Origin of the sequence: Gordonia sesuvii, from assembly GCF_036350415.1 — a bacterium.
Lineage (GTDB): Bacteria > Actinomycetota > Actinomycetes > Mycobacteriales > Mycobacteriaceae > Gordonia > Gordonia sesuvii.
Genome location: NZ_JAZDUF010000013.1, coordinates 1 through 15247, shown reverse-complemented (window position 1 = coordinate 15247; position 15247 = coordinate 1). Strand labels below are relative to the sequence as shown.

The 15247-nt window shown below is 68.1% G+C and carries 13 protein-coding genes and 2 rRNA genes; all 15 read right to left on the bottom strand.

The annotated features are described in order from the left end of the window. Window position 1: 1 nt before the first annotated feature. Window positions 2-742, bottom strand: coding sequence for an SMC-Scp complex subunit ScpB (gene scpB, locus VZC37_RS24420; RefSeq protein ID WP_431309492.1), 741 nt, complete (start codon window positions 740-742; stop codon window positions 2-4). Next, complete coding sequence (locus VZC37_RS24415; RefSeq protein WP_330437380.1) at window positions 739-1608, bottom strand: segregation and condensation protein A; 870 nt, start codon at window positions 1606-1608, stop codon at window positions 739-741. The genes scpB and VZC37_RS24415 overlap by 4 nt, the downstream gene beginning before the upstream one ends. Continuing rightward, window positions 1605-2543: a ParA family protein gene (locus VZC37_RS24410; protein WP_330437379.1), complete on the bottom strand. Its 939-nt coding sequence runs from the start codon at window positions 2541-2543 to the stop codon at window positions 1605-1607. Before VZC37_RS24410 ends, VZC37_RS24415 begins: the two co-directional genes overlap by 4 nt. 119 nt (window positions 2544-2662) lie before the next feature. Beyond that, window positions 2663-3589: a site-specific tyrosine recombinase XerD gene (xerD, locus tag VZC37_RS24405; protein WP_330437378.1), complete on the bottom strand. Its 927-nt coding sequence runs from the start codon at window positions 3587-3589 to the stop codon at window positions 2663-2665. 11 nt (window positions 3590-3600) lie between these two features. Then, on the bottom strand, window positions 3601-4257 hold the full coding sequence (locus VZC37_RS24400) for an NUDIX hydrolase (RefSeq protein ID WP_330437377.1): 657 nt from the start codon (window positions 4255-4257) through the stop codon (window positions 3601-3603). Then, entirely contained in the window at window positions 4254-6005 is a 1752-nt protein-coding gene (pyrG, locus tag VZC37_RS24395) for a CTP synthase (RefSeq protein WP_330437376.1), read from the bottom strand. Before pyrG ends, VZC37_RS24400 begins: the two co-directional genes overlap by 4 nt. Window positions 6006-6170: 165 nt before the next feature. Continuing rightward, on the bottom strand, window positions 6171-7106 hold the full coding sequence (locus tag VZC37_RS24390) for a copper transporter (protein ID WP_330437375.1): 936 nt from the start codon (window positions 7104-7106) through the stop codon (window positions 6171-6173). Between the two features lie 3 nt (window positions 7107-7109). Next, on the bottom strand, window positions 7110-8297 hold the full coding sequence (gene steA, locus VZC37_RS24385; RefSeq protein ID WP_330437374.1) for a putative cytokinetic ring protein SteA: 1188 nt from the start codon (window positions 8295-8297) through the stop codon (window positions 7110-7112). A gap of 108 nt (window positions 8298-8405) precedes the next feature. Further along, a complete protein-coding gene (gene recN, locus VZC37_RS24380; RefSeq protein WP_330437373.1) occupies window positions 8406-10187 on the bottom strand; it encodes a DNA repair protein RecN in 1782 nt (593 codons plus the stop codon). Window positions 10188-10189: 2 nt separating this feature from the next. Beyond that, window positions 10190-11203, bottom strand: coding sequence for an NAD kinase (locus VZC37_RS24375; protein ID WP_330437372.1), 1014 nt, complete (start codon window positions 11201-11203; stop codon window positions 10190-10192). A 17-nt stretch (window positions 11204-11220) separates the two neighbouring features. Beyond that, window positions 11221-12156 carry a TlyA family RNA methyltransferase gene (locus VZC37_RS24370; protein ID WP_330437371.1) on the bottom strand — a complete coding sequence of 312 codons (936 nt, stop codon included), beginning with the start codon at window positions 12154-12156 and terminating at the stop codon, window positions 11221-11223. Between the two features lie 13 nt (window positions 12157-12169). Further along, window positions 12170-12484, bottom strand: a complete 315-nt coding sequence (locus VZC37_RS24365; RefSeq protein WP_330437370.1) for a hypothetical protein — start codon at window positions 12482-12484, stop codon at window positions 12170-12172. 13 nt (window positions 12485-12497) lie between these two features. Continuing rightward, the gene (locus VZC37_RS24360) at window positions 12498-14639 is read right to left on the bottom strand and encodes an HAD-IIA family hydrolase (RefSeq protein ID WP_431309491.1); all 2142 of its coding nucleotides are present in this window, start codon (window positions 14637-14639) and stop codon (window positions 12498-12500) included. A gap of 155 nt (window positions 14640-14794) precedes the next feature. After that, window positions 14795-14911 (bottom strand): 5S ribosomal RNA (gene rrf, locus VZC37_RS24355). A 103-nt stretch (window positions 14912-15014) separates the two neighbouring features. Next, window positions 15015-15247, bottom strand: a 23S ribosomal RNA gene (locus VZC37_RS24350); the annotation flags it as partial.

The window sequence follows — 15247 nt, the reverse complement described above, 5'->3', positions numbered from 1 at the left end:
GTCATCGTTCCTGATCGTCGGTGCCGGAGTCGGGCGCGTCCGCGTCCGACCCGGATGAATCGTTCCCTGTCGAGTCTGACCGGTGACCGCCGAGTTTGGCGAATCGTGGATCAGACGAGATCTCGTCGTCGAGGTCGTCGATGAGGTCGACATCCGGCAGCAGCGGTGCCAGATCGGGCAGTTCGTCGAGGGATGCCAGGCCGAGCCGTTCGAGGAACAGTTCGGTCGTGGCGTACGTGATGGCGCTGGTCTGCGGGTCGGCCCCGACCTCGTTGATCAGCCCACGTGCGACCAGGGTGCGGATGACCCCGTCGACGTTGACGCCGCGGATGGCACTGACCCTCGCCCGTGTGACCGGCTGACGGTAGGCGATCACGGCCAGTGTCTCCAGCGCCGCCCTGGTCAGCTTGGACCGGGCCCCGTCGAGCAGCAGTCGCTCTACGTAGGGCGCGTAGTCGGCGCGGGTGTAGTAGCGCCACCCGTCGCCGGCATATCGCAGGTCCATCCCGCTTTCGGCGGCGGTGAGCTCCTCGGACATGCGACTGACCATGGCCCGTACTCGCGCGGAGTCCTCGCCCACGGCCGAGGCGAGTTCGTCGACGGTCACCGGCGTGTCGACGACCAGCAGTACCGCTTCGAGGGCCGAACGCAGGTGTCGGTCGTCGAGTGTCGGCTCGGGCTCGACGTCGAACATCGTGGCTTCGGGCGCAGTGTCCGTCGCGGAATCGGCCTGATCGCTCATCCGTAGTCCTCCGCCTTGTTCATGTCCAGGTCGTCCACCGTGCGGTCACCGGTCCAGGTAACCCTTAGGTCACCGAGCGCCTCGGGCTGCTCGAATGCGACCGCTCGCTCGCGGTACAACTCCAACAGTCCCAGGAAACTTCCGACGACTTCCAGCCCGGAGGCGCATCCGAGGGTCAACTCGTGAAACGAGAGCCACACGCCGGGCCGCGCGGTGAGCAGGCCGGCAATGCGCTCGGCCTGCGCCGGCACGGACACACTGTGCATGTCGTGCAGGTGGTCGAGTCCGACCGTGGGCACCGGCCGCGGTGTCATCGCGGTTGCGGCAACGCTCGCGAATCCTGCCGCGTCGACGCCGAGGGTCACCTCGGGAAGGAGGTCCTCGAACTGCTTCTCCAACGACACCGCACGCGGATAGCGTTGCAGGGCAGCTGCTTCGAGCTCGCCGAACAGGGCGGCCACCTGCTTGTAGGCGCGGTACTGGAGGAGCCGGGCGAACAGCAGGTCCCGCGCCTCCAGCAGTGCCAGGTCCTCGGGATCGTCGACTTCCCCCGACGGCAGCAGTCGGGCCGCCTTCAGGTCGAGCAGCGTGGCCGCGACGACGAGGAACTCGGTGGTCTGTTCGAGTCCGACCTCGGCACCCAGATCACGGGTGTAGGCGATGAAGTCGTCGGTCACCTCGTGCAGCGCCACCTCGGTGACGTCGAGTCGATGCTGGCTGATCAGGTTGAGCAGCAGATCGAACGGGCCCTCGAAGTTCGGCAGTCGCACCTGAAAGCCGGTCGGCTTGTCCGGCTCCACCTCACCTGTCTCGGTGTGAGCCGTGGTGGGCGCGACCGCTGCGCCCCCGGCCGGACCGTCGGTCATGCCGACGTGGCGTCGCGAGCGATCACCTCGCGCGCGAGCGCACGATATGCCTTCGCGCCCGCGGACTTCGGCGCCCACGACGTGATCGGCTCACCGGCCACACTGGTCTCGGGGAACCGCACGGTACGACTGATGACGGTGTCGTACACGGCGTCGCCGAACACCTCGACGACCCGCGCCATCACCTCACGAGAATGCAGGGTGCGCGCATCGAACATGGTGACGAGGATGCCGCCGAGGGTCAGTCTCGGGTTGAGCCGGTCACGAACCTTGTCGACGGTGTCGGTCAGCAACGCGAGTCCGCGCAGACTGAAGTACTCGCACTCCATGGGGATGACCACGGTGTCGGCACAGGCCAGCGCGTTCACGGTGAGCAGACCCAGCGACGGCTGGCAGTCGATGAGCACGAAGTCGTACCGGTCGAGCACGGGATGCAGCGCCCGGGCCAGCGACTGCTCACGCCCCACCTCGGTGACGAGCTGGATCTCGGCCGCCGACAGGTCGATGTTGCTGGGCAGCAGATCGAGTCCGTCGATCCGGGTCCGCATCAACACCTCGTCGGTGGCCGCCTGCGGCGGTACCAGCAGGTTGTAGACAGTCTGTTCCAGATCGTGATGCGGCACACCCAGTCCGGCCGACAACGCGCCCTGTGGGTCGAGGTCGACGAGCAGGACACGGCGGCCGTACTCGGCGAGGGCAGCACCCAGATTGATGGTCGACGTCGTCTTGCCCACGCCGCCCTTCTGGTTGCACACGGCGACCACGGTGGCCGGGCCGTGGCGGTCGAGCGGTCGGGGTTCGGGAATCTCCCGGTAGGGACGACCGGTGGGTCCGATCTCGTTCTCGTGGTGATCGTCGTCGTCCGTGTCGTGGGACTGCGCGACCGGTATCCGATATTGCTCGTCGGCAGACCGCGGTGGCCCCGGGGTGCTCACGTGTCCGCCGCTCCCTTCGCTCGTCCCGCTCGTGAATTGCTGGTCCCAGAGTAGTGGGTGACCTGCCGGATCCTGCGACGCATCGCCGATGTGGAACAGGCCTTCCTGCCAGACGGGGTTCACCGCGCGCGCGGGTGGGCCGTGGCGTACACCTCACGCATCGTGTTGACGGTGACCAGCGTGTAGACCTGCGTGGTGGTCACCGACGCGTGCCCGAGCAACTCCTGCACCACCCGGACGTCGGCGCCACCGTCGAGAAGGTGCGTGGCGAAACTGTGCCGCAAGGTGTGCGGAGACACCGCCTTGTCGAGCCCGGCACGGCGCGCTGCGTCGACGAGCACCTGCCACGCGCTCTGCCGCGACAACCGTCCGCCGCGGGCGTTGAGGAACAGCGCCGGCTCGGCCCGCCTGACCAGAGCCGGTCGACCACGCACGAGGTAGGCCTCGATCGCAGCGATCGCCGGCCCGCCCACCGGGACCACACGCTCCTTGCCGCCCTTGCCGCGGAGGCGGACCGCCCGGGCGTCGGTGTCGAAGTCGTCGATGTCGAGGGAGATCGCCTCGGTGATCCGGGCACCACAGCTGTAGAGGAGTTCGAGCAGCGCACGGTCCCGCAGTCCTCGGGGATGCTCGTCGGTCCCGGCGGACTCCAGGATCGCCAGGACCTCGTCGATCGGCAGCGACTTGGGGAGGCGGCGGGCCGGTCGCGGCGGCCGCACCTCGTGCGCGACGTCGGCGGCGACGACGCCCTCGGCGGCCGCGAACTTGTGAAACCCCCTGACCGACACCAACGTTCGCGCGATCGAGCTGTCTGCCAGCGGGGCCAGACCGGCATCGGAGTCACCGCGTCGGAGTTCGACCAGGAACTCCCGCACGTCGTCGGTGGTGACCTCGTCGAGGCCCCCGATGGACCGCGCGACCAGATACTGTTCGTATCTCCCCAGGTCGCGACGGTAGGAGTTCACGGTGTTGGTCGCCGCCCCGCGCTCGACGGTCAGGTGGTCGAGATAGCGGGTGACCTGGTCGGCAACGGTCTCGGTCGGCACAGCGGTACTGCTCACCGTGTCGGCCGCCGCGCACGCAGCGCCGTCGGCTCATCCGGCCAGGGTGCCGTGACGGGCCGCAGGCCCCCGTCGCGCGCGTCCGACGCGGCGACGGCCAGGATGCCCGCGACACTCGTCGCATTGACGATCTCGCCGGCGAGGACACGGGCGACGGCGTCGTCGAGGGTCACCCATTCGACGGCCATGTCGGCTTCCTCGTCGTGGCGTTCGGCGGAGTCGAGCACGTGGAGTCCTTCGGCGAGGTACAGGCGCAACGCCTCGTCGGTGAATCCTGGCGACAGGGCGAGGTCCACCAGGACATGCCAGTCGTCGGCGGCGAGATCGACTTCCTCGGCGAGTTCGCGCTGCGCGGCGTCGAGGGCGGATTCGTCGGGTCCGGCGTCGAGCAACCCGGCGGGAAGTTCCAGGAGACGTCTCCGGAGTGGGTGACGGTACTGGCGCACCATCGCGATCCGACCCTCGTCGTCACGGGCGACGACCGCTACCGCACCGTAGTGCTCCACGACCTCCCGCTCAGCAACCCGACCGCCGGGCATCGCGACGTCGTCGATGCGCAGGGTGATGATCGCTCCGTCGTAGACCGTCCGCGTGTCCTGTACCGCGAAGTCGTGGCTGCCCGGCCCGTCACCGCCGCGAACCGCGCCGGTCAAGCGTCGGCTTCCACGTCGTCGGCCCCGTGCGCCCCGTCGTGACCGTGGGAGCCGTCTCCGCCCTCGGTCGGACTGTCGTAGTCGCCGATGTCCACCGGGAGCCGTTCCTCGGCCTTGTACTTCAGCGCGGCCTCGATGAACGTCCGGAACAGCGGATGCGGTCGGGTGGGGCGACTCTTCAGTTCGGGGTGCGCCTGCGTGGCGACCAGGAACGGATGGATCGACCGTGGGTACTCGACGAACTCGACGAGATGCCCGTCCGGGGAGGTGCCGGAAAACACCAGGCCCGACGACGCGATCTTGTCCCGGTAGGCGTTGTTCACCTCATAGCGGTGCCGATGACGCTCGGAGACGTCCGTGCTGCCGTAGGACCTCGCGACGACGCTGCCGGCCTCCAGTTTCGCCGGGTACGCCCCCAGTCGCATCGTGCCGCCGAGGTCGGCCTCACCGGCGACCGCCTGCGCCTGATCGGCCATCGTCGAGATCACCGGATACGGGGTGTCCGGGTCGAACTCGGTGGAGCTCGCGTCGTCGAGACCGGCCGATCGCGCCGCCTCGATCACCACACATTGCAGGCCGAGGCACAGGCCGAGCAGCGGGATCCCACGCTTGCGCGCGTACGAGATCGCACCGACCTTGCCCTCGATGCCACGGATACCGAAGCCGCCGGGGATCAGTACGGCGTGTACATCGCCGAGTGCCGCCTGCGCACCCTCCGGGGTGCTGCATTCGTCCGACGGCACCCATTTGATGTCGGTCCGCGCCTTCCAGGCGAACCCGCCGGCCCGGATGGCCTCGGTGACCGACAGATAGGCGTCGGGAAGGTCGACGTACTTGCCGACCAGCGCGACCGTCACCGTCTCACGCGGGTCGTGCACCCGGCGCAGCAGTTCGCCCCACTCGGTCCAGTCGACGTCGCGGAACGGCAGCCCCAGTTTGCGGACCACGTAGGCGTCGAGCTGTTCGCGGTGCAGAACCTTCGGGATGTCGTAGATCGACGGCGCGTCCGGGGTGGAGATCACGCCCTCGATCTCGACGTCGCACATCAGGGCGATCTTCTTCTTGAGACCCTCCGGCACCTCTCGGTCGCACCGCAGGATCAGGGCGTCGGGCTGGATGCCGACGTTGCGCAGCGCGGCGACCGAATGCTGGGTGGGTTTGGTCTTGAGTTCCCCGGATGGGGCGAGGTACGGGACCAACGACACGTGCAGGAAGAAGACGTTGTCGCGACCGACGTCGTGGCGGATCTGTCGGGCCGCCTCGATGAACGGTTGCGACTCGATGTCGCCGACGGTGCCGCCGATCTCGGTGATCACCACATCCGGGGCCTCGCCGTCCTCACCGGGCTCCCGCATCGCGAGCACCCGGGCCTTCAGTTCGTCGGTGATGTGCGGGATCACCTGCACCGTCTCACCGAGGTACTCGCCGCGCCGCTCCTTGGCGATGACCGTCGAATAGACCTGTCCGGTGGTGACATTCGCCGACTGCGAGAGGTTGCGGTCCAGGAACCGCTCATAGTGTCCGACGTCGAGGTCGGTTTCGGCACCGTCCTCGGTGACGAAGACCTCGCCGTGCTGGAACGGATTCATCGTGCCCGGGTCCACGTTCAGATACGGGTCGAGCTTCTGCATCGTGACTCGTAGGCCACGAGCGGTGAGTAATTGTCCGAGACTCGATGCGGTCAGTCCCTTGCCCAGGGACGACGCGACACCGCCCGTCACGAAGATGTGTTTGGTGCCATCGTGCATGTGGCGAAGTGGTCGCAAAACCCGTCTCCCGTCGGCCGATCCAGGCCAGAAAACCCTGATTACCTACGGGACTCCAGGGTAACACCTCCCCGGCCGATCGACTGCCGCCACACCGCGCGGCTGTGCACGCGGTCCGGCGCGCAGCCGAGAAGTGTGTCTCACCGATCAGGCGGCGGGACCGGGTCCGGCGCCGACGGTGATCGCCTGTGCGCCCGCCCCCGTCCCGTACGCGCCGGTCTGGCCCTCGGCCTCCTCGGCGAGAGTGAGCACGGTGGTGATCAGGCCGGTCTGTTGATCGACGTTGTCCACCGTCGACACCGCATTTCCCAGCGCGGGGTCCGACCGCACCACCGCGATGGGAGATCCCCCGCTCGCCGAGCCCGATCGACCCACGAGGACGCCGCCCTGGGCACGCGCGGCCATCGCCGCCGCGAGTCGCGCCATCAGCTGTCCACGCGCACCGGCATCGTCACCGAGGGAGTCACCGGTGACCACCACCACCAGGTCGGCAGCCGAGACCGCGTTGTCCGCCGCGGCGACGAAGCCGCCTTCGCGCAGGGCCTCGAGGCCGAGGCGGATGTCGCCGGGGGCGGCCGAGGCCTGCCCCTCGGGGCTCAGCAGCAACGCACCGAGGAGATCGCCGGCACGGCCGCCGGAATCGGTCAGCTCGGCACGCAACGTGGTGCCGGCCGGGATCGTCTGGTCGACGATGGTGCGCAGTTGCTCGGCGTTCTCGTCGGCGACGAGGTCGTCGGTCAGTGCGACCTGGCCGGCGAACCGGGCCCCTGCCGTCGACAACGACTCCTTGACCGCGTCGACATCGGTCTCGGCGGCGTTGGGCGATGTCACCACCAGCACGGACTGGCCGCGCAGCGCTCCGGTGATCAGTCGCGGTGCGATCGCCGCGTCGAAACTGTTGGCGGCGTTGAGTTGCTCGTTGAGTTGATCCCGCTCGGTCTCCAGGTCACCGATCCGGTCGCGTGAAGCGCCGGTGAGCGAGTTGACCCGGTCCCCGACGAAACCCGACCCGAGGAACAGCCCGAGCGCCAGCGCCAGGAACACCGCGACGAGCGAGATCGCATGTTGCCGGAGAGAGATCATCGGTTACCTGTTCCACACTCCCTGGGCCCAGTCGACGGCCTGGTGATACTGCGCGACCGACCAGTCGATGACCTCGGGGCCCATGTTGGACAGCATGACCGCCGCGATGACCGCGATGAGGGCGGCCAGGATGACGCACGCGATGGCGGCACCGGACACCCGGCTGCGGTAGAGGGTGGCGACCGCCTTGGCGTCGACCAGCTTGGGACCGACCTTGAGGCGGGTCAGGAACGTCGACGGGTTGCTCTCGCGGCGGGAGCGATCGAAGAAGTCGTCGAGCGTTCCGCCGTAGCCGACCGTGACGATGAGGTCGGCGCCGTGGTAGTCGGTGAGCAGCAACGCGAGGTCGGCGGCACTGCCCGCCGCCGGGAACGTGGTGGCACCGATGCCCAGATCCTGAATCCGGGCCAGGCCGCGCGCGTGACCGTCGGTGTCCGCCGGAAGCACCAGTTGCGCACCTGATTTGAGGGTCGCGGTCTTCATCTCGTCCGGGTCGCCGACGATGAGCGACGGCTTGTGCCCGGCCTTCATGAGGGTGTCGGCACCCGCCCCGACACCGACGATCACCGGTGAGTACTCCTTGATGAACGGCTTCAGTGCCCGCAGATCCGCTTCACGATCGGGTCCGTCGGCGACGACGACCACGTGCCGGCCGGCGAGGTTCACGTCGACGTCCGGTACGCCGACCCCGTCGATCAGCAACGGCGACTCGCTGCGGATGAACTCGATCGTGTTGCCGGAGAACGCTTCCAGATGGTCGACGAGACCGGTTTTGGCCTCGATCATCTTGTCGGCGATGTCGTGCTCGGCGAGTTCGGTGCCGAGCGCGAGGCGTCGTTCACCGACGTAGAGCCGGTCGTTGTCGATGCGCAGCTTCGCGCCGTCTTTCACCCGCTTGAACACCTCGTCGCCGACGTTGTCCAGCAACGCGATCCCGGAGGCGACCAGCACCTCGGGCCCCAGGTTGGGATAGCGTCCCGAGATCGACGGCGACGCGTTGACGACCGCCACGACGTTGGCGGCCACCAACGCGTCCGCGGTGACACGGTCGAGGTCGATCTCGTCGAGGATGGCGATGTCGCCCGGCCCGACCCGGTCGAGCAATCGCCGAGTGTTCTTGTCGATCCTGGCGATTCCGGTGACGCCAGGCAGTTCGGTGGTCGTGCGGGCGAGCAGAGCAGGCATCTTCATGACGCCCATGATCGACACGGGACCCGGAGATTTCCGGGAGGCGCGCCGCAACAACTGCAACTTTTGTCACACGAGTAACACACTCACCCGTGTCACCCGTCGCTGGGGTCAACCGTCAGACGCCGGGTCCCTCTCCGCTTCTGCGGTGGCAAGCAACTCCTCGGCGTGGGCGCGACCGGTGTCGGAATCACCGAGGCCGGCGAGCATGCGTGCGAGTTCGGCGACGCGCTCGTCGCGATCGAGCGTGCGGACAGTGCTCTTGTGCGGACGGTTCTTGCCGCTGCCCGACGTCTTGCCGATCACGAGGTGGTTGTCGGCGAAAGCCGCGACCTGGGGTAGGTGGGTCACCACGATCACCTGATGGGCGCGCGCGAGACGCGCGAGGCGGCGGCCGATCTCGACTGCGGCGCGACCGCCCACGCCAGCATCGACCTCGTCGAACACCATCACCGAACCACTCGTCGGCGCGGCGAGCACGACCTCCATCGCGAGCATGAGTCGGGACAGCTCACCACCGGAGGCCGACCGGGCGATCGGCAGCGGCGTGGCCCCCTTGTGGGCGAGAAGTGCGAACTCGACACGATCGACCCCCGACGACCCGGCGTGCGCACGCACCCCGTCGAGGTCGATCGCGAGGCGGTCGTCGTCCGCCGCGGCTTCGATACCGACATCCACGGACAGGGCCGCATCGCCCATCGCGAGTCCGCCCAGTTCGCTCGACACCTTGGTCGCCATCGACTTGGCGGCGGTGCGACGTCGGCGCCGGAGTTTGGATGCCGCTTCGGTCACCTTGTCCCGGGCGGCAGCAGCGGCTGCTTCGAGTTCTTCGATCGACTGCTGTGGGTCGTCGATCTCGGCGAGTCGCGCACGGGCGGTGTCCCGCCAGGCGATCACACCGTCGATGTCGGGAGCGTACTTGCGTACCAGGGCCTTCAGGTCCGCCTGACGCGTCAGCATCTTGTCGAGTTCCTCGGCGTCGGCCGGGAGATCGGCCAGGAATCCGGACAGTTCGTCGCCGACATCGGTGATCACCGTCAGCGCCTCGCCGACCCTCGGCAACAGGGCGCGCAGCGAATCGTCTCCGCTGGATTCGAGGATGCTGCGCACCTGTCCCAGACCGTCGATGACCGATCCCTCGTCGCCGGCGACGAGTTCATGGGACTGCGAACCTGCGGTGCGGATGCTCTCCAGGTCGGTCAGACGCCGGATGGTCGCGGCCAGATCCTCGTCCTCGCCGGGTTGTGGATCGACCGCGGAGATCTCGTCGACTCCGAACCGCAGCCGGTCCGCCTCTTGGGCCAGTTCCCGCTCGTCGGTGCGGCGGGCGTCGAGGTCGTCGAGAACGGCGATCCATTCGTCGCGCGCCGCGCGGTAGGCCTCGATCGCCGTCGCCGCCGACGACCCGGCGAACGCATCGAGCGCGGCCCGCTGGTGCTCGGGCTTCATCAGCCGCAGCTGGTCGTTCTGTCCGTGGATGGTGAGCAGGTGATTGGTGAGCCGTCCCATCACGCCGACGGGTACCGATCGGCCGCCGAGATGAGCACGGGAGCGCCCATCGGCACCGACCGACCGGATCGCGATGACGGTGCCGTCCTCGTCGACCTCGGCGCCCGACGCCTCGAGGATCTCGCCGACGACGGGGTCGGTGACCGGTTGATCCGCGGCGGACTCGGCAGGTGCGAGCCGGAATCGGCCCTCGACGGTCGCTTTCGTATCCCCGGACCGGACCCGGGACGCGTCGGCGCGCGCCCCGGACAGCAGGTGCAGGCTCGTCACGATCATGGTCTTGCCCGCGCCCGTCTCACCGGTGAGAGCGGTGAATCCGGGATGGAATCGTGCCGACGCCCGCTCGATGACGCCGAGTCCCTCGATCGACAGTTCTTCCAACATCGTCAGGTCTGCCTCCCCCGCCAGCCCGTCACCGGTAGGTCGAATTTGGTCACCAGTCGGTCGGTGAACGGTTCAGCGTCGATTCGTACCCACAGCACCGATCGGTCACTTCGGACCACCTCCACCCGGGCACCGGCCGAGACATCGATCCGACGTCTCCCGTCACACAACGCCACAGCGGCGCGGCCGCGTTTGTCGATCTCCACCGCCACACGTGAGAGCGGACTGGTCACCAGCGGGCGCGCGAACAACGCGTGGGCATTGCTCGGGACCACCAGGATGGCCTCGAGATCCGGCCACATCACCGGTCCGCCCGCGGAGAACGCGTACGCCGTCGAACCGGTCGGCGTCGACACCAGCACGCCGTCGGCCCCGAACGCGGACACCGGCCGGCCGTCGACCTCGGTGACCACCTCGAGGACGCCCTTGTTCTGGGCGTTGAGGATGGCGATCTCGTTCAATGCCCAGGTACGTGCGACGGGGTTGTCGGGCCGGGCGGGGTCGATGACCGTCACATCGAGGGTCATTCGCGGCTCGACCCGATAGTCACCGGCGATGAGCTGCTGCATGACGGCGTCGACTCGATTGGCTTCCGCTTCGGCGAGGAACCCGATGTGTCCGAGGTTGATGCCGATGAGCGGGACCTGCGCCGGATAGGCCAGTTCGGCGGCGCGAAGGAAGGTGCCGTCACCACCGAGCACGATGACGAGTTCGCACCCCTCGGCCGACGCCGGCTCGGGCGAGGCCAGCTGCACGGCGGCACCCAGATCGCGCAGATGTTCGGTGTCGACCGGATGGCTCACCGGGCGCGCCCGTCCGGTCGGGCCCTCGTCGGACTCCGTGGCAACCGTGTCACGGGTTTTCGTGTCGTAGTCGACCACCCGGAGCCGTACACCGGCCGCAGCGCAATACCGCGCGATGGAGTCCATCGTCTGCGTGACGACTTCTCGACCGGTATGAGCGACCACCAGGAACTCCCGATGCTCCCCCGGACCGGCGACCTCGTCATTGGCCACTGTGGTCCCTTCGTCTGTCAGCGGGGCCCGTCTTCGACGGCCCGTGTGATCATCGCGACCAATTCCGGGTCGTCGGATGCCCCGGAGTCGCCGGCGACGACGTCGTCATCCGGCGCCTCATCTGCTCGATCTCCGACCCTATCCGGCACCCCGGGATCCGTGCCGGGCCGGTTCGGGTCCGGAATGGCGCCGCGGTGGTCCGCGTGGTCCCGACGCAGCCACAGAAAGTACTCGACGTTGCCCGACGGTCCCGGTAAGGGGCTGGCGATCGCGCCCAGCGTCGACAATCCGAGTTGCCGCGCAGTCCGCGCCACTCCCAGGACCGCATCGACCCGCTGCGCCGGATCGCGCACCACACCGCCCGAGCCGACGCGGTCCTTGCCCACTTCGAATTGCGGCTTGACCATCGGGATCAGGTCACCACCGAGTCGCACCGCGCCGGCGAGCGCCGGCAGCACCAGCCCGAGGGAGATGAACGACAGGTCTGCGACGACGAGGTCCACCCGGCCGCCGATGTCGTCGGCTCGCAGGTGCCGCACATTGGTGCGGTCGTGAATGCTCACCCGCGGATCGTTCTGCAAGCGCCACACCAGCTGGCCGTACCCGACGTCGACCGCGACCACCTGCGCAGCCCCCCGGCGCAGGAGGACGTCGGTGAACCCGCCGGTGGATGCTCCGGCATCCAGGCATCGCCTGCCGTCCACGGCGAGACCCGACGCCTCGAATGCGTCCAACGCGCCGAGCAGCTTGTGCGCGCCGCGCGACGCCCACTCCTCGCCGACGGTCTCTGCCACCACGATCGGGGTGTCGCGAGCGACGTTGGTGGCGGGTTTGGCGGCGACGACACCGTTGACCTTGACGAGGCCGTCGGCGATCAGGCCGCGTGCATGTTCGCGGGATCTCGCCAGGTGGCGACGGACGAGTTCGGCGTCGAGTCGCGCGCGTGGGGCCACGGTCAGCCCCGCGTCATCGTGGGTCGACGTCGTCGAGAGCCGCCGTCAGCACCTCGTGCGCACGTTCGAGCAGTTCGGTCTGGCGGCCCAAGGCCGCAAGGTCGAACGATCCCCCGGTGGTCTGTCGGATATCGTCCACCTGCTCGAGCAGGTCCGACACCGACCTGGTCACGGACGCGGGGTCGACGTCGCTGCCCGGTTCGTCCGCGTCCTGCGTGCCGGACGTTCCGATCGCACCGGGCATCATGTGAGGCCCCGGACGCGGTGGGACCGTTGTCGTACCGGACTGCGAGGCGGCAGTCGGCGCAGGATTCTCGGATTCGCTCATGACCTCATCAACGCTAGCGCACCGGGATGATGCCGACCGACTCCAAAACGCGCACGACGTCGGGATTCGGGCTGGTCACAGTGATGTCCGTGTCGTCGAGCGCACCGGAGTCGGCGGCTGCCCAGACCGCCGCGGCCAGCGCGGGCACCACCGTTTCCGGGCGTGCCGGCCCGTCGGTCCGAATGGTCGCGGCCGATCCGTCCAGCTCGACATCCCAGCCGTCATGGGGTCCGATGCGCACGGCGTTCGCCCCCGCGTGCAAGCCGGTCAGATCGCCGATGACGTACGTGGGACGTTGCTCGGGCGGAGCGACGAGCAGGTCCATCGCCGAGCTGACACCGGTGAGCACCAGCACGCTGTCCAGCCCGACCGCGTGTGCACCTTCGATGTCGGTGTCCAGGCGGTCGCCGACCACCAGTGGTCGCGACGCACGACTGCGCGCGATCGCGTCGGCCATCAACGGTGCCGCCGGCTTGCCCGCGACGAGGGGCTCCTTGCCGGTGGCATTGGCCACCGCGGCCACCATCGACCCGTTGCCGACGAGCTTGCCCCGCTCGGACGGCAGGGTCGCGTCGGTGTTGCAGGCGATCCACAAGGCCCCGTTACCGATTGCCAACGCGGCCTCACACAGTTCGGCCCAGCCCGTTTCCGGTGAGTGCCCCTGGATCACCGCTGCGGGACGATCGTCGGCGCTACGGGTCACCGCGATGCCGACTTCGCGCACTTCTTGCGCGAGCCCATCGGTCCCGATGACCAGCGCACGCGATCCCGGATCGAGATGCTCCGCCAGCAACCGGGCAGCCGACTGGGCACTGGTGATCACTTGCTCCGCGGTCGCCGTGAAACCCCTCTCGGTGAGATGGGTGACCACGTCGGCGGGACGGCGACTGGCGTTGTTGGTGACGAAGTACCGTGCGGTGTCGATGTTCTCGAGGGTGTCCAGAGCACCGGGCAACGCCCGATGGCCCGCGAAGACCGTCCCGTCCAGGTCGAGCAGCAGCGCGTCATAGCGCGAGGCGAGTGTCTCCACCGGCCGGTCGACGACGACTGATGCGCCGGAGTCGGTGCCGACTTCAGCAGCCTCCGCCACCTCTGCGGGCAGGGTCGTCGGCGCCGCCGCGTCCGGGGCGGGCGGCGCTGCCACGACCGTGTCAGGTGCGGCAGACTCAGCGGCAATGACATCAGCAGGACCGGCATCAGGAACGGCATCACTGACCACACTGTCGGCCGCGTCATCGCCGAGTGAGTCGTGCTCTGGCCGCTCAGCCTGGGAGGCCGTCTCCGCCGCCTCGGGGTCGGTGAGATCCACGAGCCGCAGCTCAGCGTCGGTGACATCCTCGACGTCGGCCGCTGCGGCGTTCATGAACCACGTGACCGCGTCGTCCACGCGCCCTGCTGCGTGCAGAGCAGAGGCGTACGCGTAGTACAGGCGCGCCACCGGGGTGCCGCTGCGCCCCGGCGACAGATCGCCGGTTTGCAGTGTCACCACCGCCTTCTCGGGTTCGCCCAGGTCGATCCGCGCACCGGACTCGACGATCCGCATCTCGGTGGCATCATCGCCCTCGAGTTTGCGTGCGTCGTCGCTGCGTGCGATCTCGATTGCCCGTTCGGGGCGTCCGAGCCCGCGTTCCGCGTCCGCGATGAGCGGCAACAATCCGGGGTTGCCGGTGATGCGCCGGGCGGCTCGCAGTTCCGACACGGCCTCCTGCCACTCACCCGCGCTGTAGGCGGCGATGCCCAGGGTCTCGCGGACGAGCCCGACACGGCCGGCGCGACGACGCGCCGCACGGGCATGCTCGAGGGCTGTTGCCGGATCGTCTTCCAGCAGTCGGGTCACCATGACGAGGTGTCGAGCGACATTCTCCGCATTGGTCTTGTCGAGCGTCAGAAGATCCCGCCTGACCTCGGTATCGAGGTCAGATGCGGCGACGTCGTCGGGGAGCAGCGGCTCGTCGGGACGACCTGCCGAACCCGTTCCGCGGGACGGTCGTTGGGGACGCCCCGCCCTCGGGGCGCTGCTATTTGGTCGGCCGTCGCGTCGAGCACCGCCGGCGCGACGGGGTTCACCGTCTCTGCGGGATGTATTCGTACGACGCGACGAGTCGTCCCTGCGCGGGCCACCATCTCGTCGCTCGAACCGGTCGCGGTCACTCATAGCAGCCAATCTATGCCTTGATGTGCGGTGGCGGTCGATGAACGCATCGCCGCATCGGGTCGAGTCGCCGACCAAACGCCGGCAGGAACTCACGAAGACACGCCAACGGCCCTGTACTCGAATAGCTTCGAATACAGGGCCGTTGCTCAAGTTGTGTTCGGCGGTGTCCTACTCTCCCACACTGGTTAGGGTGCAGTACCATTGGCGCTGGAGGGCTTAGCTTCCGGGTTCGGAATGGAGCCGGGCGTTTCCCCTCCGCTATGGCCGCCGAAACTTTGTGAAACCCACACACAACGGGTTTGTTTGTTGTGTGTTGTTTCAGAAGATGCATAGTGGATGCGAGCAGAGCTCTATATTTTTTTGGTGTTGGGTGTTGTTGGTAAGTCCTCGGCCGATTAGTACCAGTCACCTGAACCCATTACTGGGCGTACAGTTCTGGCCTATCAACCCCATGGTCTGTAGGGGGCCTTAACCACTCGAAGGTGGTGAGAAACCTCATCTTGGAACAGGCTTCCCGCTTAGATGCTTTCAGCGGTTATCCCTTCCGAACGTAGCTAACCAGCAGTGCACCTGGCGGTACAACTGGCACACCAGAGGTTCGTCCGTCC

What these genes read in the sequence shown, in the direction of transcription:
- VZC37_RS24415 (WP_330437380.1), bottom strand. Translation starts at nt 1,608, where the DNA reads ATGACCGACGGTCCGGCCGGGGGCGCAGCGGTCGCGCCCACCACGGCT.
- VZC37_RS24365 (WP_330437370.1), bottom strand. Translation starts at nt 12,484, where the DNA reads ATGAGCGAATCCGAGAATCCTGCGCCGACTGCCGCCTCGCAGTCCGGT.
- pyrG (WP_330437376.1), bottom strand. Translation starts at nt 6,005, where the DNA reads ATGCACGATGGCACCAAACACATCTTCGTGACGGGCGGTGTCGCGTCG.
- VZC37_RS24390 (WP_330437375.1), bottom strand. Translation starts at nt 7,106, where the DNA reads ATGATCTCTCTCCGGCAACATGCGATCTCGCTCGTCGCGGTGTTCCTG.
- steA (WP_330437374.1), bottom strand. Translation starts at nt 8,297, where the DNA reads ATGAAGATGCCTGCTCTGCTCGCCCGCACGACCACCGAACTGCCTGGC.
- recN (WP_330437373.1), bottom strand. Translation starts at nt 10,187, where the DNA reads ATGTTGGAAGAACTGTCGATCGAGGGACTCGGCGTCATCGAGCGGGCG.
- scpB (WP_431309492.1), bottom strand. Translation starts at nt 742, where the DNA reads ATGAGCGATCAGGCCGATTCCGCGACGGACACTGCGCCCGAAGCCACG.
- VZC37_RS24360 (WP_431309491.1), bottom strand. Translation starts at nt 14,639, where the DNA reads ATGAGTGACCGCGACCGGTTCGAGCGACGAGATGGTGGCCCGCGCAGG.